This is a genomic window from Serratia sp. CY33802 (genome assembly GCF_052169095.1).
Lineage (GTDB): Bacteria > Pseudomonadota > Gammaproteobacteria > Enterobacterales > Enterobacteriaceae > Serratia > Serratia bockelmannii.
Map to the genome: position 1 here is coordinate 1,350,805 of NZ_JBJNLL010000002.1, position 21,864 is coordinate 1,372,668.

The 21,864-nt window shown below is 60.8% G+C and carries 22 protein-coding genes; 6 read left to right on the forward strand and 16 right to left on the reverse strand.

The window, feature by feature from the left end; genetic code table 11:
• Positions 1-59 precede the first annotated feature (59 nt).
• A complete protein-coding gene (gene gpt, locus ACJ8HA_RS13125) occupies positions 60-518 on the reverse strand; it encodes a xanthine phosphoribosyltransferase (protein WP_025301674.1) in 459 nt (152 codons plus the stop codon).
• Between the two features lie 337 nt (positions 519-855).
• On the opposite strand from gpt, the gene pepD reads away from it, so the two are divergent.
• Positions 856-2,316: a beta-Ala-His dipeptidase gene (gene pepD, locus ACJ8HA_RS13130; RefSeq protein ID WP_025301673.1), complete on the forward strand. Its 1,461-nt coding sequence runs from the start codon at positions 856-858 to the stop codon at positions 2,314-2,316.
• Between the two features lie 41 nt (positions 2,317-2,357).
• Here the strand turns inward: pepD and dinB are convergent, their stop codons facing one another.
• Positions 2,358-3,419 (reverse strand): DNA polymerase IV, encoded by a 1,062-nt coding sequence (dinB, locus tag ACJ8HA_RS13135; RefSeq protein WP_049208688.1) that lies wholly within the window; start codon positions 3,417-3,419, stop codon positions 2,358-2,360.
• 183 nt (positions 3,420-3,602) lie between these two features.
• On the opposite strand from dinB, the gene ACJ8HA_RS13140 reads away from it, so the two are divergent.
• Entirely contained in the window at positions 3,603-4,499 is an 897-nt protein-coding gene (locus tag ACJ8HA_RS13140) for a glycerophosphodiester phosphodiesterase family protein (protein ID WP_049206249.1), read from the forward strand.
• A gap of 26 nt (positions 4,500-4,525) precedes the next feature.
• Here ACJ8HA_RS13140 and nqrM read toward each other — a convergent pair whose 3' ends face one another.
• The 8 genes from nqrM to ACJ8HA_RS13180 are packed head-to-tail and all read right to left on the reverse strand — an operon-like array spanning position 4,526 to position 11,636.
• Complete coding sequence (gene nqrM / locus ACJ8HA_RS13145) at positions 4,526-4,753, reverse strand: (Na+)-NQR maturation NqrM (RefSeq protein ID WP_016928987.1); 228 nt, start codon at positions 4,751-4,753, stop codon at positions 4,526-4,528.
• 7 nt (positions 4,754-4,760) lie between these two features.
• Positions 4,761-5,810: an FAD:protein FMN transferase gene (locus tag ACJ8HA_RS13150; RefSeq protein ID WP_442515363.1), complete on the reverse strand. Its 1,050-nt coding sequence runs from the start codon at positions 5,808-5,810 to the stop codon at positions 4,761-4,763.
• Positions 5,794-7,017: an NADH:ubiquinone reductase (Na(+)-transporting) subunit F gene (nqrF, locus tag ACJ8HA_RS13155; RefSeq protein ID WP_043135532.1), complete on the reverse strand. Its 1,224-nt coding sequence runs from the start codon at positions 7,015-7,017 to the stop codon at positions 5,794-5,796. Before nqrF ends, ACJ8HA_RS13150 begins: the two co-directional genes overlap by 17 nt.
• Positions 7,018-7,032: 15 nt before the next feature.
• Entirely contained in the window at positions 7,033-7,629 is a 597-nt protein-coding gene (gene nqrE / locus ACJ8HA_RS13160; protein WP_004930235.1) for an NADH:ubiquinone reductase (Na(+)-transporting) subunit E, read from the reverse strand.
• Between the two features lie 6 nt (positions 7,630-7,635).
• On the reverse strand, positions 7,636-8,265 hold the full coding sequence (locus ACJ8HA_RS13165) for an NADH:ubiquinone reductase (Na(+)-transporting) subunit D (protein WP_004930232.1): 630 nt from the start codon (positions 8,263-8,265) through the stop codon (positions 7,636-7,638).
• The gene (locus ACJ8HA_RS13170; protein WP_025301668.1) at positions 8,258-9,052 is read right to left on the reverse strand and encodes a Na(+)-translocating NADH-quinone reductase subunit C; all 795 of its coding nucleotides are present in this window, start codon (positions 9,050-9,052) and stop codon (positions 8,258-8,260) included. Before ACJ8HA_RS13170 ends, ACJ8HA_RS13165 begins: the two co-directional genes overlap by 8 nt.
• A complete protein-coding gene (locus tag ACJ8HA_RS13175) occupies positions 9,042-10,283 on the reverse strand; it encodes an NADH:ubiquinone reductase (Na(+)-transporting) subunit B (RefSeq protein ID WP_197812892.1) in 1,242 nt (413 codons plus the stop codon). Before ACJ8HA_RS13175 ends, ACJ8HA_RS13170 begins: the two co-directional genes overlap by 11 nt.
• Positions 10,284-10,286: 3 nt before the next feature.
• Complete coding sequence (locus ACJ8HA_RS13180; protein ID WP_043135525.1) at positions 10,287-11,636, reverse strand: Na(+)-translocating NADH-quinone reductase subunit A; 1,350 nt, start codon at positions 11,634-11,636, stop codon at positions 10,287-10,289.
• A gap of 554 nt (positions 11,637-12,190) precedes the next feature.
• Here ACJ8HA_RS13180 and dpaA point away from each other — a divergent pair.
• Complete coding sequence (dpaA, locus tag ACJ8HA_RS13185) at positions 12,191-12,958, forward strand: peptidoglycan meso-diaminopimelic acid protein amidase (RefSeq protein WP_025301666.1); 768 nt, start codon at positions 12,191-12,193, stop codon at positions 12,956-12,958.
• Here dpaA and ACJ8HA_RS13190 read toward each other — a convergent pair.
• Positions 12,893-13,696 carry a class II glutamine amidotransferase gene (locus tag ACJ8HA_RS13190; RefSeq protein ID WP_025301665.1) on the reverse strand — a complete coding sequence of 268 codons (804 nt, stop codon included), beginning with the start codon at positions 13,694-13,696 and terminating at the stop codon, positions 12,893-12,895. The two genes, dpaA and ACJ8HA_RS13190, sit on opposite strands and share 66 nt — an antisense overlap.
• Positions 13,697-13,793: 97 nt before the next feature.
• The gene (gene lpcA / locus ACJ8HA_RS13195; protein WP_004930220.1) at positions 13,794-14,375 is read right to left on the reverse strand and encodes a D-sedoheptulose 7-phosphate isomerase; all 582 of its coding nucleotides are present in this window, start codon (positions 14,373-14,375) and stop codon (positions 13,794-13,796) included.
• Positions 14,376-14,621: 246 nt separating this feature from the next.
• On the opposite strand from lpcA, the gene fadE reads away from it, so the two are divergent.
• Positions 14,622-17,078 (forward strand): acyl-CoA dehydrogenase FadE, encoded by a 2,457-nt coding sequence (gene fadE, locus ACJ8HA_RS13200; protein WP_025301664.1) that lies wholly within the window; start codon positions 14,622-14,624, stop codon positions 17,076-17,078.
• A gap of 289 nt (positions 17,079-17,367) precedes the next feature.
• Positions 17,368-17,520, forward strand: coding sequence for a Hok/Gef family protein (locus tag ACJ8HA_RS13205; RefSeq protein WP_004930217.1), 153 nt, complete (start codon positions 17,368-17,370; stop codon positions 17,518-17,520).
• Between the two features lie 73 nt (positions 17,521-17,593).
• Here the strand turns inward: ACJ8HA_RS13205 and mtnK are convergent, their stop codons facing one another.
• On the reverse strand, positions 17,594-18,793 hold the full coding sequence (gene mtnK / locus ACJ8HA_RS13210) for an S-methyl-5-thioribose kinase (protein WP_197812893.1): 1,200 nt from the start codon (positions 18,791-18,793) through the stop codon (positions 17,594-17,596).
• A 145-nt stretch (positions 18,794-18,938) separates the two neighbouring features.
• Between mtnK and mtnA the strand changes: the two genes are divergently transcribed.
• Positions 18,939-19,967, forward strand: coding sequence for an S-methyl-5-thioribose-1-phosphate isomerase (gene mtnA, locus ACJ8HA_RS13215; protein WP_197812894.1), 1,029 nt, complete (start codon positions 18,939-18,941; stop codon positions 19,965-19,967).
• Between the two features lie 17 nt (positions 19,968-19,984).
• Here the strand turns inward: mtnA and ACJ8HA_RS13220 are convergent, their stop codons facing one another.
• The 3 genes from ACJ8HA_RS13220 to ACJ8HA_RS13230 are packed head-to-tail and all read right to left on the reverse strand — an operon-like array spanning position 19,985 to position 21,824.
• Complete coding sequence (locus ACJ8HA_RS13220) at positions 19,985-20,527, reverse strand: 1,2-dihydroxy-3-keto-5-methylthiopentene dioxygenase (RefSeq protein ID WP_043135518.1); 543 nt, start codon at positions 20,525-20,527, stop codon at positions 19,985-19,987.
• Positions 20,524-21,213 (reverse strand): acireductone synthase, encoded by a 690-nt coding sequence (gene mtnC, locus ACJ8HA_RS13225; RefSeq protein ID WP_197812895.1) that lies wholly within the window; start codon positions 21,211-21,213, stop codon positions 20,524-20,526. Before mtnC ends, ACJ8HA_RS13220 begins: the two co-directional genes overlap by 4 nt.
• Positions 21,210-21,824 carry a methylthioribulose 1-phosphate dehydratase gene (locus tag ACJ8HA_RS13230; protein ID WP_025301659.1) on the reverse strand — a complete coding sequence of 205 codons (615 nt, stop codon included), beginning with the start codon at positions 21,822-21,824 and terminating at the stop codon, positions 21,210-21,212. Before ACJ8HA_RS13230 ends, mtnC begins: the two co-directional genes overlap by 4 nt.
• Positions 21,825-21,864: the final 40 nt, after the last annotated feature.

A 21,864-nucleotide genomic window follows, 5' to 3' on the forward strand; every position in this document is an offset into this window, starting at 1 on the left:
TAAACCAAGATAACGCAAACGCCCGGCATAACCGGGCGTTGGGCTGGAACTGGCTGGACTTAGCGACCGCCGATCGGGGGAACGAAGCTGACGCCCATGTCCCACGGCTGTTCGATCCAGGTATCCTGCGGGATGTCGACTTCGTAGTCGTCCACCAGCGGACGGCCCGCCGGCTTGGCGAAGATGGTGACGAAATGCGCTTTCGGGTACATGTCGCGGATCGCTTTCGCGGTGCCGCCGGTATCCACCAGATCGTCCACCACGATGAAGCCTTCACCGTCGCCTTCGGCGCGCTTGAGCACTTTCATTTCGCGTTGGTTGTCATGGTCATAGCTGGAAATGCAGACGGTATCCACATAGCGGATGCCCAGTTCGCGCGCCAGCAGGCCCGCCGGTACCAGACCGCCGCGGCTTACGGCAATGATGCCTGTCCATTTGTCGGCAGGCAGCAGGCGGTGCGCCAGCTTGCGTGCGTGCATTTGCAGCATATCCCAGGTAACAACGTATTTTTCGCTCATAGAATCGTGTCCCAGCCGGCGGTGAAGCGGCTTATTTGTAGTTCAGGGGAAAAAAGGTTGCGCGAGATTATAGAGACTGGCCGCGTTGAATTCCAGCTGTACCGAGGAAAACCTCGCGATTTCCGCCGGGCGGCTTTTCGGTGATTGATGCTGAAAAAGCGAGCGTTCCCGCAGCGAAGCCATGTGATCAAGCGCTTAAACCGCACAATACGGGGGGCGCACCGCCGGAAATAAAGTGATATTCTCTGACGATCGTGCCACGACGCACAGATACCCGCTCACCTTAACCGCGCGGCATGCCCGTCCTGTCGGAGCCTGCCGTCACAGGAGACTTATAGTGTCTGAATTGTCTCAGCTTTCGCCACAGCCGCTGTGGGATATTTTCGCCAAGATCTGTTCTATCCCGCACCCTTCTTATCATGAAGAAGCGCTGGCGCAGCACATCCTCACCTGGGCCAAAGAAAAGAACCTGCACGCCGAGCGTGATCAGGTCGGCAATATCCTGCTGCGCAAGCCGGCCACCAAAGGCATGGAAAACCGCAAGCCGGTCGCACTGCAGGCGCACCTGGACATGGTGCCGCAAAAGAATAACGACACCGTGCACGACTTCGCCAAGGATCCGATCCAGCCTTATATCGCCGGCGAGTGGGTGAAAGCACGCGGCACCACGCTGGGCGCCGACAACGGCATCGGCATGGCCTCCGCCCTGGCGGTGCTGGCCGACGACAGCGTTGAGCACGGCCCGCTGGAAGTGCTGCTGACCATGACCGAAGAAGCGGGTATGGACGGCGCCTTCGGGCTGCAGCCGAACTGGCTGCAGGCGGATATCCTGATCAATACCGATTCCGAAGAAGAAGGCGAAATCTACATGGGTTGCGCCGGCGGTATCGACTTCATCACCACCCTGCCGCTGCAGCGCGAAGCGGTGCCGGCCGGTTACCAAACCCTGAAGCTGACCCTCAAGGGCCTGAAAGGCGGCCATTCCGGCGCCGAGATCCACGTCGGGCTGGGCAACGCCAACAAACTGCTGGCGCGCTTCCTGTTCGCCCATGCGGCGGCGCTGAACCTGCGCGTGCTGGACCTGAACGGCGGCACCCTGCGCAACGCCATCCCGCGTGAAGCCTCCGCGGTGGTAGCGGTGCCGGCGGACAAGGCCGACGTACTGAAAGCGCTGAGCCAGGAGTTCCTGGCCGTGCTGCAGAACGAACTCTCCGCCAAAGAGAAGAACATCACCGTGCTGTTGGAGCCGACCACCAGCGCTTCGCTGGCGCTGAGCGCCGACAGCCAGCAGCGCTTCCTGGCGCTGCTGAACGGCACGCCGAACGGCGTGATCCGCATGAGCGACGCGGTGAAAGGCGTGGTGGAAACCTCGCTGAACGTCGGCGTGGTCACCACCAGCGAAAACGAAGCGGAAATCATCTGCCTGATCCGCTCCCTGATCGACAGTGGCAAAGACTACGTGGTCGAGATGCTGACCGCGTTGGGCCAGCTGGCCGGCGCTAAAGTGGCGCCGAAGGGCGGCTACCCGGGCTGGCAGCCGGACGCCGACTCGCCGGTGATGCACCTGGTGCGCGAGCTGTATCAGGATCTGTTCGACAAGACGCCGAACATCATGGTGATCCACGCCGGTCTGGAATGCGGTCTGTTCAAAAAGCCATATCCAAACATGGACATGGTATCGATCGGGCCAACCATCACCGGCCCGCATTCGCCGGATGAGCAGGTGCATATCGAAAGCGTCGGCCTGTACTGGAAGCTGCTGACCTCGTTGCTGAAAGCAATCCCTGAGCGCGCGTAATCTGCACGCTTAACGCAAAAAGCCGGCGACCGCCGGCTTTTTTATTCCCACGACAGCGCCAGCTGCCGCTCCAGCTGCGGATCGAGCAGCGTCACATGCAACCCCACCAGCCGCACGCCGCGCCCTTCGCGCCGCTCGCGCCACGCCTGCCGCGCCACCTCCAGCAAATCCTGCCGGTTCAGCACCGGGAACACGTGCTCCTGGGTGGTTTGCTGAAAATCCTGAAACTTCAGCTTCACGCCCTGCCGGGCGATGTGCAGATCCGGCTTCACCTTGCGCAGCCGCATCTCCAGCTCGGGATAGAGTTTGTCGATAATCAGCGTTTCGCAGTCTTCCCAGTCGTGAATATCCTCCGCCAGCGTGCGCTCCACCCCCACCGATTTGCGCAGCCGCTCAGGAGAGATTTCGCGCCGATCGATGCCCTGACAGCGCTCCCACAGCACCCGGCCGAACTTGCCGAAGCGCTTGAGCAGCTGCGCCAAATCGTATTGCTGCACGTCGGCGCAGGTGATAAGCCCCACTTCCTCCAGCCGCTTGGCGGTCACCTTGCCGACGCCGGGGATCTTGCTGAGCGGCAGCTGCTGCAAAAACGCCGGCACCTGCGCCGGCGTGATCACGTATTGCCCGTTCGGCTTGTTCATCTCGGAGGCGATTTTAGCGAGAAACTTGATTGGCGCGATGCCGGCCGACGCGGTGAGGTTCAGCTCGTCGGCGATCGCCTGACGGATTTCCTGGGCGATCAGCGTCGCCGAACCGTTGCATTGCGGGCTGTCGGTCACGTCGAGGTAGGCCTCGTCGAGCGAAAGCGGCTCGATCAACGAGGTATAGCGGGCGAAGATTTCGCGGATGTGCAGCGAAGCTTCTTTGTAGGCCGCCATGCGCCCCGGCAGCAGGGTGAGATGCGGGCACAGTTTGAGCGCCATCGCCGTGGACATGGCACTGTGCACGCCGTAGCGCCGCGCCGGGTAGTTGGCGGTGCTGATCACCCCGCGGCGATCGGCGCTACCGCCAATCGCCAGCGGGATATCGCGCAGGCTGGGATCGTCGCGCATCTCCACTGCCGCGAAGAAGCAGTCCATATCGACATGAATGATTTTACGCATCGCACCCTCCAACAATACTGTATAAGTATACAGCCAGGCACCAAAAGCTCAAGGCCTCAGAGCTCGAGGAAAGCGGCGTTTCTGACAGATATTTCCGCGTTGTTAAAAAAGCTTAATTTTTCAATAGTATGATTTCCGCCATCCCGTGCGGCTCACCACAACGATAACGACAAGGTACCCTACATGATCAGATTTTCTCATTTGCTGCTGGCTTCCGCGCTGTCGCTGAGCGCGCTGGCGGCCAGCGCCGCCGCCGGTCATGCGCCGGCGATCGTCGCCCATCGCGGCGGCACCGCCGATGCGCCGGAAAACACTCGCATCGCCATCGAAACCGCGCTGAAAAACGGCGCCGACGCCATCTGGATCACCCTGCAAGCATCCAAAGACGGCATCATCGTGCTGTATCGCCCCTCGGACCTGAAAGCGCTGACCAACCGGCAGGGTCCTGTTTCTGCCTATACCGCCGCGCAGCTGGCCGAGACCGACGCCGGTTGGGCCTTCGCCAAGGGTGACGCACACCCGTTCCGCGGCCAGGGTATCGGCATTCCACGGCTCGACGACGTGCTTAAAGCGTTTCCGCACGTCACTTTTTATCTGGACATCAAATCCCCGGACGCCGATCCGGCGCAGTTTGGCCAAACGCTGCTGGCGACGTTGCAAAGCACCGACAGCCTGAACCGCATCCGCGTCTACTCTACCGACGCCAAATACCTGCAGGCGCTGCCGCCGGCCATCCCGCGCTTTGAAAGCCGCGACGAAACCCGCACGCTGCTGGCCAACGTCACCATGGCGCACCAGTGCGACGTCAAACCGGACAACCGGCAGCCGCGCTGGTACGGGCTGGAGCTGAAGCGCGAGGTGGAAGTGGTGGAGAAATATACCCTCGGCGAAGGGCGTTCGAAGGCGTTTCTGACCTGGGATAAAGAGTCGATGGACTGTTTCCGCTCGCAGGGCCCGGCGCACATTATCCTGTTCGGCGTCAACTCGCCGCAGGAATATCAGCAGGCGCTGGCGCTGGGCGCTGACGGCGTGATGGTCAACTCGCCGGCCGAGGCGAAAAGCTTCCGCAAGGCGAAATAAAAAACCCGGCCAAGGCCGGGTTTTCGCTACAGAATACGGTGCTTTTCCAACTGCTCGCGCCGCTGCGCCGCTTTGGCTTCGCGCTTTTTGCGCGCATCGCACGGCTCCGGGCAGTCGCAGACTTTCTCCATGCCCAGCGCGGTGATGCCGCCGCAGCTGCCCTGCAGGCTTTTGCGTTTGAACACATAGCCCAGCGACATGCCGCCGACGATCAGCAGAAACAACACGAAAGTAGCGGCGAATACCGTCAACATAGCAACCTCACGAACGCTTTTTCAGATAGGGCTTGAACGCGTCTGAGTAACGCTCCTCAAACCCGTCGGCGGTTTTCACGATCATGAACACCGGGATACCGAGCAGGTTGGCCAGCGCCAGGCCGCGCTCCGGCCCCATCACGTTCAGGCCGGTGGACAGGCCGTCGGCGGTCATGCAGGTCGGGCTCAGCACGGTGATCGACACCAAACGGTGGTGAATGGGTCGGCCGGTGACCGGATCGATGGTGTGCGAATAGCGCACCCCGTCCTGCTCGAAGTAGTTGCGATAGTCACCCGAGGTAGCGATCGACATCTCCCCCGGCTGGATCACCAGCTGCGCCTGCTGTTGCGTACCGGCGGTCGGGCGCTCGATGGCGATGCGCCACGGCTTTTGCTCGCCGTTATGCCCGCGCGTGCGCACCTCGCCGCCGATATCCACCATGTAGTTCTTCACATGCCGGGACTGCAGATATTCCGCCACCACGTCCACGCCATACCCTTTGGCGATCGACGACAGATCGACATACAGCTCGGGGATGCTTTTCACCAGCGCGCTGCCCTGCACCGACAGTTTGTCGGCGCCGGTCCAGGCGCGGCGGTGCTCCAGCTCCGCCTCGCTCGGCACTTTGTCCGGCCGCCCTTCCGGGCCGAAGCCCCACAGGTTGACCAGCGGCCCGACGGTCACGTCCAGCGCACCGTCGGTGACGCGGTTGATGCGCAGCGCTTCGCGCACCACTTCGGCGGTGGCCGGCGAAACCGGGAACGGCCGGTCAATGTCGCGGCTGGCGTTGAAGCGGCTCAGCTCGGAATCCGGCCGGTAGGTGGACATCTGATCGTTCACCTGCTCCAGCCGTTTGTCGATCTCCGCCTGCATCTCGCGCGCCGACGGCGTATCTTCGCCGGTCACGTAACGGATCGAATACGAGGTGCCCATGGTTTTACCCATCAGGTCCACCTGTTCCGGCCCGCAGCCGGTCAGCAGCAGGGTGGCGCTCAGCGCCACACCCGTCAGCCAGTTCTTCATCGCCAATGCGCGCAATTTAGCCACCAAAGTCATCCAGCATGATGTTTTCGTCTTCGACGCCCAGATCTTTGAGCATCTTGATCACCGCGGCGTTCATCATCGGCGGCCCGCACATGTAAAACTCGCAGTCCTCCGGTGCCGGGTGGTTCCTCAGGTAGTTCTCCAGCAGAACATTATGGATAAAGCCGGTGTAGCCGGTCCAGTTATCTTCCGGCTGCGGATCCGACAGCGCCACGTGCCAGGTGAAGTTTTCGTTCTCCGCCTGCAGCTGGTTGAAGTCGTCTTCATAGAACATCTCGCGCAGCGAACGCGCGCCGTACCAGAAGGTGATCTTGCGCTTCGAGTTCAGGCGCTTGAGCTGGTCGAAGATGTGCGAACGCATCGGCGCCATGCCCGCGCCGCCGCCGATGAAGATCATTTCGGCGTCGGTGTCCTTGGCGAAGAACTCGCCGAACGGCCCGGAGATGGTCACCTTATCACCGGCTTTCAGCGACCAGATATAGGAAGACATGATGCCCGGCGGCACGTCCGGATTGTTCGGCGGCGGCGTGGCGATACGCACGTTGAGCATGATGATGCCCTTCTCTTCCGGGTAGTTGGCCATCGAGTAGGCGCGCACCGTGGTGTCGTTCACCGTCGAGCGGTAGCGGAACAGGTTGAACTTGTCCCAGTCGCCGCGATACTCCTGCGGCACGTCGAAGTCGGCGTAGCTGATGTCGTGCGCCGGTGCTTCGATCTGGATAAAGCCGCCCGCGCGGAACGGCACGTCCTCGCCATCGGGGATCTTCAGCTTCAGCTCTTTGATAAAGGTGGCTTTGTTATCGTTGGAGATAACCTCGCACTCCCATTTCTTCACGCCGAAGATCTCTTCCGGCAGCTCGATCTTCAGGTTCTGCTTCACGTTCACCTGGCACGCCAGGCGGCACCCTTCTTTCGCTTCGCGCTTGTTGATGTGCGAAAGCTCGGTCGGCAGGATATCGCCGCCGCCCTCTTTGATCACCACCCGGCACTGGCCGCAGGAACCGCCGCCGCCGCAGGCCGAGGAGACGAAGATCCCCTGGCTGGAGAGCACGTTGAGCAGCTTGTCGCCCGCCGGCGCATGGAAGCTCTTATCCAGATCGCCGTTGATTTCCACCGCGATGTCGCCGGTGTTCACCAGCTTCGATTTGGCGAACAGGATCAGCAACACCAGCACCATCACGATGGTGGTGAACATTGCTACGCCTAAAATAATTTCCATAAATTCTTCCCGCCTTTACAACTGAACACCGGAGAAGGACATGAAGCCCAGCGCCATCAGTCCGGTGGTGATAAAGGTAATGCCCAGGCCGCGCAGCCCTGCCGGCACGTTGGCATACTTGAGTTTTTCGCGGATCCCCGCCATGGCGACGATCGCCAGCATCCAGCCGGTGCCGGAACCAAAGCCGTACACCACCGACTCGGCGAAGTTATAGTCGCGCTGCACCATGAAGGACACGCCGCCAAAGATGGCGCAGTTCACGGTGATGAGCGGCAGGAAGATGCCGAGCGCGTTATACAGCGACGGGAAGAAGCGATCGAGGATCATCTCCAAAATCTGTACCAGCGCCGCGATCACGCCGATGAAGGTGATGAAGTTGAGGAAGCTCAGATCGACGCCTTCCACCAGCGCGCCGTCGCGCAGGATCAGGTTGTAGACCAGGTTGTTCACCGGCACCGAAATGCCGAGCACGATGGTCACCGCGATGCCCAGGCCAAAGGCGGTCGAGACCTTCTTCGACACCGCCAGGAAGGTACACATCCCGAGGAAGAACGCCAGCGCCATGTTCTCGACGAACACCGCGCGCACAAACAGGCTGATATAGTGTTCCATCGGCCTTTACTCCTTTTCGATCTGCGCCGGCTTCAGGGTGCGCAGCACCCAGATCAGCAGGCCGATGATGAAGAACGCGCTCGGCGCAAGCAGGAACAGGCCGTTCGGCTGGTACCAGCCGCCGTTCTGCACCGTTTCCAGCACCGGGACGCCGAACAGCTTGCCGGAGCCAATCAGCTCGCGCAGGAAACCGACCAGCACCAGGATCACCCCGTAACCCAGCCCGTTGCCGATGCCGTCCATAAAGCTCTCGATCGGCGGCGATTTCATGGCGTAGGCTTCGGCGCGCCCCATCACGATGCAGTTGGTGATGATAAGGCCGACGAACACCGACAGCTGCTTGGAGATCTCGAACGCATAGGCGCGCAACAGCTGATCGACCACGATCACCAGCGAGGCGATGATCGCCATCTGCACGATGATGCGCACGCTGTTGGGAATATGGTGACGGATCAGCGAGATGAAGAAGCTGGAGAACGCGGTCACCAGCGTCACCGCAATGGTCATCACCACCGCCGTCTCCAGCTTGGTGGTCACCGCCAACGCAGAACAGACGCCCAACACCTGCAGGGCGATCGGGTTATTGTCGAACAGCGGCCCCAGCAGGACCCGCTTTATCTCTTTGGAATCAGCCATTTTTCAGCGCTCCTTCACGAACTTTTTTCAGGAACGGGCCGAAGCCGTGCTCGCCCAACCAGAAATCAAACGTATGCTGCACACCGTTGGAGGTCAGCGTGGCGCCGGATAGGCCGTCCACTCCGTGCACATCCCCCTGACGTGCGCCGCCTTTCACCACGCGGATCGCCGGCTGGCCGTTGTCGTCGAACAGCTGTTTACCGACCCACTGCTGGCGCCAGGACGGATTCTCGACCTCACCGCCCAGCCCTGGGGTTTCCCCCTGGTCGTAGTAGGTGATGCCCTTGACCGTATTGCCGTCGTTATCCAGCGCCACGAAGGCGTACATCATCGACCACAGGCCGGTGCCGTATACCGGCAGCACAAGCTTGTTCACCTGGCCGCTTTCGTCGCGCACCAGGTAGATTTCCGCCTGGTTGCTACGGCGTTTGATACCGGCCGGATCGTCGCCCGCGGGCAACGCCACGCTTTTGGCGTCGTCGCGCAGCGCGGCGCCCAGATCGAACGCCGCCGCCTTGCCAGCGACAAACTCGCCGCTGTTCAGATCCACCAGGCGCGGTTCGATGCGCTCGCTGTACAGACGCTTGACCTGCTCGCTCTCCATTTTCGGCTGCAACAGGCCGGCTACGTCGAGAATATTACGCTGCTTATCGAGCAGCTTTTGCTCCTGCTGTTTGGACTTCAGGCCGACGGCGGAGCCCGCCACCACCACTGAACACACCAGACACAGCAGCAGCACTACCAGCAGCGTTTTACCGATGCCGTCGTTTTTCGCTTCATTCGCCACGGGCTTTTCTCCGCTTGATGTTGGCCTGCACCACCAGGTAATCGAACAGCGGTGCGAACAGGTTGGCGAACAGGATCGCCAGCATCATGCCTTCCGGATAGGCGGGGTTGACCACCCGGATCAGCACGCACATCACGCCGATCAGAATGCCGTACCACCATTTCCCCTTATTGGTGAAGGAGGCGGAAACCGGGTCGGTCGCCATAAAGATCATGCCGAAGGCGAAGCCGCCCAGCACCAGGTGCCAGTACCACGGCATGGCGAACATCGGGTTGGTGTCCGAACCGATGGCGTTGAACAACAGTGCAGAAGCCACCATGCCGAGCATCACGCCGGCGACGATGCGCCAGGAGGCCACGCGGCCGAACAGGATAATCGCCCCGCCGATCAGGATCATCAGCGTGGAGACTTCACCGATGGAGCCGGGAATGTTGCCGAGGAAGGCGTCCAGCCAGCTGATGGACTGGCCGGTGGCCACGTTGCTCAGGCTGTGCGCCCCGCCTGCACTCCACTGCGCCAGCGGCGTCGCGCCGGAGAAACCGTCCGCGGAGGTCCACACCAAATCGCCGGAGATCTGCGCCGGATAGGCGAAGAACAGGAAGGCGCGGCCGGCCAGCGCCGGGTTGAGGAAGTTGCGCCCGGTGCCGCCGAAGATCTCTTTGGCCACCACCACACCGAAGGTGATGCCCAGCGCGGCCTGCCACAGCGGCAGGGTCGGCGGCACGATCAGCGCAAACAGGATTGAAGTGACGAAGAAGCCTTCGTTAACCTCATGCTTGCGGATAATGGCGAACAGCACCTCCCAGAAGCCGCCGACGACAAACACCACGGCGTATATCGGCAGGAAGTAACAGGCGCCCAGCACCATCTTGCTGACCCAGCCGGCGTCGGCCGCCAGCGAGGCGCCTAGCCACTGCGCCAGACGATAATGCCAGTCGCCCGCCAGCACCTGTTGCAGCGCGTCGCCGCTGTACAGATGGTGCAGCGCCGGGATCGCCTGCTGGCCAACGTTGAACATGCCCCAGAACATCGCCGGGAACACCGCCAGCCACACCAGGATCATCATGCGTTTCAAATCGATGGCGTCACGCACGTGCGAAGCGCCGCGCGTCACCGTGCCGGGGGTATAAAACACCGTGGTGGTCGCTTCATACAGCGGGTACCACTTTTCCAGTTTGCCGCCCGGCGTGAAGTGATGCTCTATCTTCTCAAAATAATTCTTCAGGCCCATCGGTTATCCTTCCTGCTCAATCTTGGTCAGCACCTCGCGCAGCACCGGCGCGTACTCATACTTGCCGGGGCAAACGAAGGTGCACAACGCCAGATCTTCCTCGTCCAGCTCCAGGCAGCCCAGCGCCTGCGCACTGTCGCTGTCGCCCGCCAGCAAATCGCGCAGCAGCAGCGTCGGCAAAATGTCCAGCGGCATCACCCGCTCGTAGTTGCCGATCGGCACCATGGCGCGTTCGCCGCCGTTAGTGGTGGTCGAGAAGGCGAACAGTTTGTTCTTCAGGAAGTGGCCCAGCGTGGTGCGGGTAATGGAGAACTTGTTCGGCGACGGCACGATCCAGCCGAACAGCTCTTTGTCGCGCCCTTCTTCCAGCACCGACACCTGCGAGTGGAAACGGCCGAGCCAGGCGTTCGGCCCGGCGGCGTGCATGCCGTTCAGCACCGAACCGGAGATCACCCGGTTCTCGCCGTCTTTCAGGCGGCCGGCGGTCAGCTCCTCGAGGCTGGCCCCCAGGCGGGTGCGCAGCAGCGCCGGCTGCGCCACCTGCGGCCCGGCCAGCGCCACGACCCGGCGGGTATCGAGCTTACCGGTGGTGAACAGCGTGCCGATGGCGATGACGTCCTGGTAGCCGATGTGCCAAACGATTTTCTTCAGGCTAACCGGTTCAAGGAAGTGAATGTGGGTGCCCACCAGCCCGGCGGGATGCGGGCCGGCAAATTCACTGTAGGCGATCTGCGGGCCGCTCTGCTGGCCAACGGAGGCGCCGGCGGCGTGACATACGTGCACCTTGCCCGCCGTCAGGCGTGCCAAGACCACCAGCCCGGCGTTGAACGCCGCCTGCTGCTCGGCGATGATCACCTGCGGATCGGCGGCCAACGGTTGGGTATCCATCGCGGTGACGAAAATGGCGCGCGGTTCGCTGCCGGGGCTTGGCGTTTTACTGAACGGGCGGGTGCGCAGTGCGGTCCACAGGCCACTGGCGATCAGTTCGCTCTCGACCTGTTCGCGTGGCAACTGGGCCAATTCCCCCTGCGGGTAGTGCGCAAACTCGAGCTGATCGTCGCCGCCGTTTTCCAGCGCAATCACCACCGATTGCAATACGCGCCGCTCGCCGCGGTTAATCGCGACGATGCGGCCGCTGGCGGGAGCCGTGAAGAAAACCCCGGGGTTTTTCTTATCTTCGAACAACGCCTGGCCTTTCTTAACGGTATCGCCTTCCTGCACCAGCATGGAGGGGCGCATTCCGATATACTCTTCCCCAAGCAGGGCGACATGCTGAATGTTCGGGCCATCTTGGATCGCCTGAACCGGGGCTCCGGCTATCGGCAGATCTAACCCTTTTCTGATCTTAATCATAGGATTTATACGATGTAGTTGGGTTTACACGTCTGACCGGCCCCAGAGGCGGGTGCTGACGATGCCAGGATTGCCGGGCAGTGCGCACAACGGCACGCCCAACATGAACTTTCTCGCAGTGAAAAACTGGGGTAACGCGCATTCCCTTGAATCCCCCTTTCCGTTGTTTGCGCGACAGTCGATGTGTTAACGGCATGTAGCCAAATAACCATCAAAACGGCCGGGTTATATGCAATAACTCTTGCCGCTTCAATCGCCACAGCGCGTTAAATTGAAGAGAGAATATTAACATTGTTCGCAACATTGTTCTGCGTTACGTCGTGACTTGGGTCAAGCAAACGCAATTAAATTTCGCCTGTTTTTCACTACTTATCGTTAAAATCTGCCGGTCATTTCACTTTTATCGAGCTTTGTCGTTTTTTTATACATATCACGTATTGCTAAAAATAAACGCGCTGGTAATCTGGCGGTGTTTTGCAGCAGTAAAAACAATAATCAGTGGCATGTTGGCCAACCTCAATTGCGCCGGCAGATAAATATAAGCAGGAATAATAATGAGCAAAATCGCGCTGTTGTTTGCGATGCTTGTTTCTATGCCGATGATCACGGCCTGCAGCGCCAGCGAGCAGGTACCCGAAGCACCGGTAGTTAAACAGCAATTATTGGGTTCGCCGGTCTATATTCAGATCTTCAAAGAGGAACGCAAGCTGGAATTGTATGCCAAAATGGGCAATGAATTCCGCCTGGTCAACACGTTCCCGATCTGTAATTTCTCCGGCGGGCTGGGTCCTAAACGTCGTGAAGGCGACTTTAAAAGTCCGGAAGGCTTTTATAGCGTTGACGCACGCCATCTGAAACCCGACAGCAAGTATTATCGGGCGATCAATATCGGTTTCCCTAACGATTACGATAAATCGCAGGGCTATTCCGGCGCTTATCTGATGATCCACGGCGAATGTAAATCGATCGGCTGTTACGCGATGACCAACACCTATATGGATGAGATCTATCGCTACGTCGAAGCTGCTTTTGCCTATGGCCAAAGCCGCGTCGATATCAGCATCTATCCGTTCCGCATGACCGAGCAAAACCTCAAGCGCCATGCGTCATCCAGCTATATCGCCTTCTGGCGCCAGCTGAAGCCGGGTTACGATTACTTCGCGAAGAACCACCAGCCGCCGATGATGACCGTAGACAACGGCCAGTATGTGCTGGGTCAACCGTTGATGAGCAGCGGCCAGATGACGCAGTACGCGTCAGCCAGCCCGACGCCCAACACCAATCCCTTCGCTCAGAACAAGCCGCTCACCGAAGTGAAATAACGCGAACTCGCCTGGCTCAATCTTGTGCCAGGTTTCGTTGGCGGTCAGCGGTTGGGTGGCGATCACCGTGACCACATCGTTCGGTGTGGTCTGCTGCTGAAAATCGATCTCCACATCCTGATCCAGTAACGTCGCCTTACCGAACGGCGCGCGGCGCGTGATCCAATACAGGTTGGTGGAGCAATAGGCCATCACGAAGCGCCCGTCCGACAACAGCATGTTGAACACCCCTTTCTTGCGCAGCTGGTTCGCCAACAGGCCGATATAGCGGAAGACCGCCGGCCATTGGCTCGGGGTGCGCGGGTATTTCAGCGCCAGCTGATGCAGCAGCCAGCAGAACGCGTATTCGCTGTCGGTCTGGCCGACCGGGCGGAACGTGCCGGTATCCAGCTGACGATAGCCTTTTAATTGGCCGTTGTGCGCGTAAGTCCAGTTGCGGCCCCACAGTTCACGGGTGAACGGATGGGTGTTTTCCAGCGCCACTTCGCCGCGGTTGGCCTGGCGAATATGGGACACCACCGCGCAAGACTTGATCGGATAGTCCTGCACCAGGCGGGCGATCGGCGAGTTGAAGCTCGGCTGCGGATCCTTGAATGTGCGGCAGCCGTTCCCTTCATAGAAGGTAATGCCCCAGCCATCCTTATGCGGCCCGGTGCGGCCGCCGCGCTGTACCAGGCCGGTAAAGCTGAAGCAGATATCGGTCGGTACGTTTGCGCTCATCCCGAGCAGTTCACACATCGCCAGCACTCCTTAACCACACTGACACAGGCTGTGCGGACGCACCATGCGGCGTCCGCCGTCTTATTCATGGGGAGCCGCAGCTCCCCGAAGGCTATCAAGCCTTAACCATCTCTTTTTCGATCAGCTGAATCAAGATGTGAATCGCTTTGATGTGGATTTCCTGAATGCGGTCGGCGTAGCCGAAGTGCGGCACGCGAATTTCCACATCGGCGGAACCCGCCATCTTGCCGCCGTCCTTGCCGGTCAGGGTGATCACTTTCATCCCCTTGGCACGCGCCGCGTCGATGGCCTTGATGATGTTGCCGGAGTTGCCGGAAGTAGAAATGCCCAGCAGCACGTCGCCTTCGCGGCCCACCGCTTCCACATAGCGCGAGAACACATACTCATAACCGAAGTCGTTGCTGACGCAGGACAGGTGGCTCACGTCCGAGATGGCAATTGCCGGGTAGCCCGGGCGGTTTTCGCGGTAGCGGCCGGTCAGCTCTTCGGCGAAGTGCATCGCGTCGCAATGGGAACCGCCGTTGCCGCAGGAAATCACTTTACCGCCGGCTTTGAAGGAATCCGCCAGCAGCACCGCCGCACGTTGGATGGCGTCGATGTTGGCGTCGTCATTGATAAATTTCGCCAGGGTATCAGCTGCTTCGTTCAGTTCACTGCGAATAAGGTCGTGGTACATGAGGAACCTCTTGTTATCGTCAAATCTTCCGCTTCGCAGTGTACCGGATCGCGGAAACAGCGAGAAGCATTCTCAGCCAAACAGCGCGCCAGTTAAGGAAGCGGAGAGGTTTTTGATGATTGGTGCTGTCAGTTTGTGACCTGAGTTGTAATTAAACTGTAAACGCATTGATAAAAATTCTGCCTTGTACTAAAACCTATTACATACACACAACAGGTCAGACCTCTTACTACTTCGGAGCTTCTTATGATGGTTCTTAGTATCGTCGTTTTCCTGGCTCTCCTCGGCGTGGTGTTCTACCACCGAGTGAACCTTACCCTCAGCAGCCTGATCCTGGTGGCGTACACTGCCGCCATGGGTGCTATCGGCCTGTGGAGCTTCTGGCTGTTGCTGCCGCTGGCGATCGTGCTGCTGCCGCTGAACCTTTCCTCTGTACGCCGTTCCCTGCTCTCCGCGCCGGCGCTGCGCGCCTTCCGCAAGGTGATGCCGCCGATGTCCACCACCGAGAAGGAAGCGATCGACGCCGGTACCACCTGGTGGGAAGGCGATCTGTTCCGCGGCGCGCCGGACTGGAACAAGCTGCACAGCTACCCGAAACCGCGCCTGACGGAAGAAGAGCAGGCGTTTATCGACGGCCCGGTGGAAGAAGCCTGCCGCATGGCCAACGACTTCCAGATCACCCACGAACTGGCCGATCTGCCGCCTGAACTCTGGGCGTACCTGAAAGAACACCGTTTCTTCGCGATGATCATCAAGAAAGAGTACGGCGGTCTGGAATTCTCACCTTACGCTCAGGCGATGGTGCTGCAAAAACTGGCCGGCGTTTCCGGCATCCTGGCGATCACCGTCGGCGTGCCAAACTCCCTCGGCCCGGGCGAACTGCTGCAGCACTACGGTACCGAAGAACAGAAAAACCACTATCTGCCGGGCCTGGCGCGCGGCGACGAAATTCCTTGCTTCGCGCTGACCAGCCCGGAAGCGGGCTCCGATGCCGGTGCCATTCCAGACGTCGGCACCGTGTGCATGGGCGAATGGCAAGGCAAGCAGGTACTGGGCATGCGCCTGACCTGGAACAAGCGCTACATCACGCTGGCGCCGGTCGCTACCGTACTGGGCCTAGCGTTCAAACTGCATGACCCGAATCGCCTGCTGAGCGACAACGAATCCCCGGGCATCACCTGTGCGCTGATCCCAACCAGCACGCCGGGCGTGGAAATCGGCAACCGTCACTTCCCGCTGAACGTGCCGTTCCAGAACGGCCCAACCCGCGGCACCGACGTGTTCGTGCCGATAGATTACATCATCGGCGGGCCGAAAATGGCCGGCCAGGGCTGGCGCATGCTGGTTGAGTGCCTGTCGGTCGGCCGCGGCATCACCCTGCCGTCCAACTCTACCGGCAGCCTGAAATCCATCGCCCTGGCGACCGGCGCCTACGCGCACATTCGCCGTCAGTTCAAGATCTCCATCGGCAAGATGGAGGGGATCGAAGAGCCGTTGGCACGCATCGCCGGCAACACCTATGTGATGGACGCCGCCGCTTCGCTGATCACCTACGCGCTGGTGCAGGGCGAGAAACCGGCCGTGCTGTCGGCCATCGTCAAATACCACTGTACACACCGCGGCCAGCAGTCGATCGTTGACGCCATGGACATCGCCGGCGGTAAAGGCATCATGCTGGGCGAATCCAACTTCCTGGCTCGAGCCTATCAGGGCGCACCGATCGCCATCACGGTGGAAGGCGCGAACATCCTGACCCGCACCATGATGATCTTCGGCCAGGGCGCAATCCGCTGCCATCCTTATGTGCTGGATGAAATGGCAGCGGCACAGAACAACGATCTGAACGCCTTCGATAAATCGCTGTTCGGCCACTTGGGCCACGTCGGCAGCAACAAGGTACGCAGCTTCTGGCTGGGCCTGACCAACGGCCGCACCAGCGCCACGCCGACCAAGGATGCGACCCGTCGTTACTATCAGCAGTTGAACCGCCTGAGCGCCAACCTGGCGCTGCTGTCGGACGTTTCCATGGGCGTGCTGGGCGGCAGCCTGAAGCGCCGTGAGCGCATCTCCGCTCGCCTGGGGGATATCCTCAGCCAGATGTATTTGGCTTCCGCCGTGCTGAAACGCTTTGACGACGAAGGCCGTCAGAAAGAAGATCTGCCGCTGGTGCATTGGGGCGTGCAAGACAGCCTGCATAAAGCCGAACAGGCGCTGGATGACCTGCTGCGCAACTTCCCGAACCGCTTTATCGCTGGCGCGATGCGCTTCGTGGTCTTCCCGTTCGGCCGCGTGCATACCGCACCGTCCGATCGCCTGGATCACCAGTTGGCCAAGATCCTGCAGGTGCCTTCCGCCACCCGCAGCCGCCTGGGGCGCGGTCAGTACCTGACGCCGAGCGAACATAACCCAATCGGCCTGCTGGAAGCGGCGCTGGCCGACGTGATGGCCGCCGAGCCGATTCACGAACGCCTGTGCAAGGCAGCCGGCAAAAACCTGCCGTTCACCCGTCTGGATCGTTTGGCGGAACGCGCGCTGGAAGAAGGCAAGATCAGCGCCGACGAAGCGAAGATCCTGGTGAAAGCCGAAGAGAGCCGTCTGCGCTCCATCAACGTGGACGACTTTGCACCGGATGCGCTGGCGGCCGCTAAGCCGGAAAAGCCGGCGGCGCAGTCTAAGCGCCAACAGCAGACCGAAGCGGCTTAACGCCAATTCCCACTCCACGCATCCAAGGGGCGATCATCATCGCCCCTTTTTCTTTTCTTGCACCACAAACTGCGCACCGCGCCGCAGGTTGGCGCAACGGCAGATTTCACGGGAAGGAAGTTCGAGTAGACTGCGCAGCGGGTGCTCTGGATCTTTCTGTCCGGAGCCTTGGCAAAGGAGAGAAAGAGAAAGGCCCCGAGTCGATATTATCAACCCGAGGCCACTCTGATGCCAAGCAACATCAGGTTAGCCTCTTACCCGCCGCAAGGCAAGGATAGGGAGGTCAAAAATGCAGCAAAAACGGGTCGTACTTAAACTGGTGATCGTCTGTATGACGCTGATCGCGTTCATCTGGCTAACCCGCGGTTCGCTGTGCGAACTGCGCATCAGGTTGGGAGACTCGGAGGTTGCGGCCACTTTGGCTTACGAATCCGAACGGTAAGGCAACCCAACGGCGGGGTTCGCCCCGCCCGTTGGCTGATGATGTCAGGCAGGATCCACGAGCACCCGCCTTTTCAGCCCTGCTGGCGAATACGCGCCAACAGCGCATCGATATGCTCGATCTGCGGCGCATTGACGATCAGCGTGCGCCCCAATCCCAGGGCGTGACGCTGACAGTCGAGGCGCATGTCGGCGTCGGCGATGCTGTCCAGATCGGCGACGTGCGCCAGGCCAATGGTGCGCCGGATCAGTTCGGTGCCACAGTACCCTACTGCGTCAGCCCAGACCTGCTGCAGGAACTGCTCGGCGTAACCCGGCGTCGCCAGCGCCGCATCGCGGCTTTGCTGATGGCACAGCGCCAGGAAGCGATCGGCGAAAATCAGCCACAGCTCGCGCACATCCTGCAGGCGCTGCTCGCGTCCGGCGGCGGCGTCGCGCGGCCCGAACAGCCCCGGCTGGCCACAATAGTTGAGCAGCAAGTTGCCTAACGCAGTGCCGACATCGAAACCGATCGGGCCGTAGAAACCGAATTCAGCGTCGATCGCTTTCAACCGCCCTTCCGCCACGAAAATTGAACCACTGTGAATATCGCCGTGCAGCAGCGCCTCCGCTTTGCTGAGGAAACGATGTTTCAGGCCGGCGACCGCCAGCTTCAGCGGCGCATCCTCACGCAGCGCCTGCACCTGCGGCAACAGCGCCGCCTCGAACTGATTGCGCTCATGGTCGATATAGGGGTCGGTAAAGAACAGATCTTCGGTGATCTGGCACAGCTCGGGGTTGGTGAAACGGCTGACTTCCGCCTTCTTCTGCTGCGCCGACTGATAAAAATCGGAGGTGTGAAACAGCGTCTGCGCCAGGTATTCCGCCAGTTGCCCAGCCGCCAGCGGGTGATAGTTCCCCTGCACCAGTTCACTGCGCCAGATGCGATGATCGGAGAGATCTTCCTGCACCATCACCGCCAATTCGGGATCGTGATGCAAGACTTTTACCGTATGCCTTGGGCAGAAACTGCCGTGGACCAGCAGCGTTTCCGCTTCGATGCGCGCCCGATCCAACGTCAGCGGCCAGGATTCGCCCACGCAGCGCACGTAGGGCAGCGCCTGTTTGACGATCACCCGACTCACGCCTTCGCGATCGCGGATCTTGAACACCAGGTTCAGGTTGCCGTCACCGATCTCGTCGGCGCTCACCAGCGCCTGCGGTTCGGCCACCTGCCCATATTGGCGGGCATATTCAACGGCATCGGCAGCCGTAAACGTACGATAAAGCGACATTCCCCAACCCCTCTGTTCTCTCTCACTGACCCAGCGACTCTGATTATTTAGACGTAAAAGCATTTGGACGTCTATACATCTGGAAGTCATGTTGGCAGAATAGCGTTTCAGATGCAATAACCACGCAACAAGGAATTAACCGCCGATGCAAGCGCTTAACACCACCAGTTTGACCCTGCGAGATAACCGCCTTTGGATCCTCGATCAGCAAGCTCTGCCGCAGGAAAAGCGGTGGCGGGCCTGCGACAGCGTGGAAGAGTTGGTCGGGCACATTCACAGCCTGCGGGTGCGCGGCGCGCCGCTGATCGGGCTGTCCGCCAGCCTGCTGTTGGCGCTGCTGGCGGAACGCGGTCTGCCGCGCGCCGAGCTGGAACAGGCGCTGCACACGCTGCGCGCCGCCCGCCCGACGGCGGTTAACCTGATGAACAATCTGGATCGCATGAAGCTGGCGCTGGCGGAGCCTGACTGGGCGCCGGCGATGGTGAACGAAGCGCTGCGGCTGGTGGAGGAAGATCGCCGGCTGTGCGATCGCATCGCCGATCACGGCGCTGGGCTGGTCAAGCCCAGCAGCCGCCTGCTGACCCACTGCAATACCGGCGGGTTGGCCACCGCCGGCGTCGGCACCGCCATCGGGGTGCTGCTGCGCGCCCACCAGCAGGGCAAAGTGCAACAGGTGTGGGTCGATGAAACCCGGCCGCTGCTGCAGGGCGGTCGTCTGACCGCCTGGGAACTGGGCGAGCTGGGCATTCCCTATCGTCTGATCTGCGATTCGATGGCCGCCAGCCTGATGGCGCAGGGCCAGGTCGATGCGGTGTGGGTCGGCGCGGATCGCATCGCCGCCAACGGCGACGTCGCCAACAAGATTGGCACCTACAGCCTGGCGGTGCTGGCGCACTATCACGGCATCCCGTTCTACGTGGCCGCCCCGCACACCACCCACGATCCGCACTGTCCGGACGGCGCCGCCATCCCGATCGAGCAACGCGCGGCGGCCGAAGTCACCGGCGTTTCAGGCAGCTTCGGCGCCTGCCAGTGGGCGCCGAACGAGGCACCGGTGTACAATCCGGCGTTCGATGTCACGCCGGCGAAGCTTATCAGCGGGTGGGTGTTCGACAGCGGCGTGATCACGCCGCAACAGGTTGAAGCGGGGATTTTCCAGCGGGCGCTGGGGTAATGCCCGCCGGTTGACGATCAGTCCAAACGCGGATAGGCATCGGCGATCGTGTCGCCGGTGAAATGCGCCACCCAGCCTTCCGGGTTGTCAAATACCCGGATCGCGGTAAAGTGCGGCGCCGAGCCCATATCGAACCAGTGACGGGTGTTGGCCGGCACCGAGATCAGATCGTTCTTTTCGCACAGGATCTGGAAGATCTTGCCGTCCAGATGCAGGCAAAACAGCCCCGCCCCTTCAACGAAAAAGCGCACTTCATCCTCGCCGTGCGTGTGTTCGGACAGGAATTTTTCGCGCAGCGCCTGACGCTGCTCGTGGTCCGGCCGCATGCTGATCACGTCCCAACTCTGGTAGCCCTTTTCCGCCACCAGCCGGTCGATCTCATGCTGGTAGGCGGCGATCACTGCCTCCGGCTGCGGGTTGTCGCCCAGCTCGCGATCCGCCTGCCAGCGCTCAAAGCGCACGCCGATTTGCGCCAGCTGGCGCTGGATCTCCTGCGCGTCGCGGCTCTGCCACAGCGGCTGCTGCGGCGCTTTATCGCTGAAAATGGTCAATCCACTCATGAGACGAACTCCCCTAAATCGATACGATCAAAACGGTTAACCTGCGGATGCCGGCTTTGCTCGTCCGCCTCATCGCGGATCAGCTGGCAAGTATGCCAGCCGGCGGCCTGCGCCGCATCCAGCTCCTGGTGGATATCGGACAAGAACAGCAGCTCGTCGGGCGCGATGCCGATAGCCTGCGCGATGTTGCGGTACGACGCGGTTTCACGCTTGGCGCCGACGTGCGTATCGAAATAGCCGCTGAACAGCGGCTGCAGATCGCCTGCGTCGCTGTGACCGAACAGCAGCTTCTGCGCTTCCACCGAACCGGAGGAATAGACGTAAAGCCTCAACCCCTGACGCTGCCAGGCGGCCAACTGCCCGGCGACTTCCGGGTACAGATGCCCGCGGAAATCCCCTTCGCGGTAACCGCTGCGCCAGATGATGCCCTGCAACGCCTTGAGCGCGGTGGATTTGCGATCTTCATCCATAAAGCGGTACAGGGCGGCGATCAGCGCGTCGAGATCTGCCTGCGGCTGGTCAATTTCAGCGCGCAGCGCCGCCAGCGGCGCGGCGACTTCGCTCTCAGCGGCATGGCGGCGCACAAAATCCGCCAGCCGTTCGCGGGCATAGGGAAACAGTACCTGATGCACAAAGCGAATATCGCTGGTGGTGCCTTCAATATCGGTCACGATAGCGCGGATCATTTCGCCTCCAGTAAGCGGCGTTGCAGTTCACACTGGAACAGGAATTCCAGCCCTTCGAGATGGCGGCGGGCTTCCGCTACCTGGCTTCCCCAGCAATAGAGACCGTGGCCGCGCACCAGAAAACCGTACTGCAGTGGCGTGGCCTCGGCATAGGCCGCCACACGCGCCGCCAACCGGGGGATATCCTGATCGTTATCAAAAATGGGGATCGCCACACTGTCCAGGTGGCTGCGCTGGCCGGCCAGCGACTTCTGCATTTCGTATCCCTGCAGCACCAGCGCATCGCCGCGTTCCACCCGCGACAGTACGGTAGCGTTGACGGAATGGGTATGCAGCACCGCGCCGATGTGCGCAGACAGGCGGTAGAGCAGCGTATGCAGCCCGGTCTCCGCCGACGGCGTGCGGCCGCTCGGCACATGATTGTCGGCGATATCCACCCGCAGAAAATCGGCGGCGCTCAGGCTGCCCTTGTCTTTGCCGGACTCGGTGACCAGGCACTGACGTTCGTCGAGGCGCAGCGACATGTTGCCGCCGGTCGCCGGGCACCAGCCTTTGTCGCCAATCCAGTGGCAGGCCGCCAGCAATGCGGTAAATTGCGGATTATCCGTCATTATTATCATTTCCCGTTCGGTAAGGCGGCCGGCAGAGGAA

Excerpts from the sequence above, each read along its gene's own strand:
- ACJ8HA_RS13140 (WP_049206249.1), top strand. The coding sequence starts at position 3,603 with ATGATCAGATTTTCTCATTTGCTGCTGGCTTCCGCGCTGTCGCTGAGC.
- mtnA (WP_197812894.1), top strand. The coding sequence starts at position 18,939 with ATGCAAGCGCTTAACACCACCAGTTTGACCCTGCGAGATAACCGCCTT.
- ACJ8HA_RS13175 (WP_197812892.1), bottom strand. The coding sequence starts at position 10,283 with ATGGGCCTGAAGAATTATTTTGAGAAGATAGAGCATCACTTCACGCCG.
- ACJ8HA_RS13230 (WP_025301659.1), bottom strand. The coding sequence starts at position 21,824 with ATGACGGATAATCCGCAATTTACCGCATTGCTGGCGGCCTGCCACTGG.
- fadE (WP_025301664.1), top strand. The coding sequence starts at position 14,622 with ATGATGGTTCTTAGTATCGTCGTTTTCCTGGCTCTCCTCGGCGTGGTG.
- ACJ8HA_RS13150 (WP_442515363.1), bottom strand. The coding sequence starts at position 5,810 with ATGACTTTGGTGGCTAAATTGCGCGCATTGGCGATGAAGAACTGGCTG.
- dinB (WP_049208688.1), bottom strand. The coding sequence starts at position 3,419 with ATGCGTAAAATCATTCATGTCGATATGGACTGCTTCTTCGCGGCAGTG.
- nqrM (WP_016928987.1), bottom strand. The coding sequence starts at position 4,753 with ATGTTGACGGTATTCGCCGCTACTTTCGTGTTGTTTCTGCTGATCGTC.
- nqrE (WP_004930235.1), bottom strand. The coding sequence starts at position 7,629 with ATGGAACACTATATCAGCCTGTTTGTGCGCGCGGTGTTCGTCGAGAAC.
- mtnK (WP_197812893.1), bottom strand. The coding sequence starts at position 18,793 with ATGTCGCTTTATCGTACGTTTACGGCTGCCGATGCCGTTGAATATGCC.
- gpt (WP_025301674.1), bottom strand. The coding sequence starts at position 518 with ATGAGCGAAAAATACGTTGTTACCTGGGATATGCTGCAAATGCACGCA.
- ACJ8HA_RS13190 (WP_025301665.1), bottom strand. The coding sequence starts at position 13,696 with ATGTGTGAACTGCTCGGGATGAGCGCAAACGTACCGACCGATATCTGC.
- mtnC (WP_197812895.1), bottom strand. The coding sequence starts at position 21,213 with ATGATCCGCGCTATCGTGACCGATATTGAAGGCACCACCAGCGATATT.
- ACJ8HA_RS13180 (WP_043135525.1), bottom strand. The coding sequence starts at position 11,636 with ATGATTAAGATCAGAAAAGGGTTAGATCTGCCGATAGCCGGAGCCCCG.
- ACJ8HA_RS13205 (WP_004930217.1), top strand. The coding sequence starts at position 17,368 with ATGCAGCAAAAACGGGTCGTACTTAAACTGGTGATCGTCTGTATGACG.
- ACJ8HA_RS13165 (WP_004930232.1), bottom strand. The coding sequence starts at position 8,265 with ATGGCTGATTCCAAAGAGATAAAGCGGGTCCTGCTGGGGCCGCTGTTC.
- dpaA (WP_025301666.1), top strand. The coding sequence starts at position 12,191 with ATGAGCAAAATCGCGCTGTTGTTTGCGATGCTTGTTTCTATGCCGATG.
- ACJ8HA_RS13220 (WP_043135518.1), bottom strand. The coding sequence starts at position 20,527 with ATGAGTGGATTGACCATTTTCAGCGATAAAGCGCCGCAGCAGCCGCTG.
- lpcA (WP_004930220.1), bottom strand. The coding sequence starts at position 14,375 with ATGTACCACGACCTTATTCGCAGTGAACTGAACGAAGCAGCTGATACC.
- nqrF (WP_043135532.1), bottom strand. The coding sequence starts at position 7,017 with ATGGAAATTATTTTAGGCGTAGCAATGTTCACCACCATCGTGATGGTG.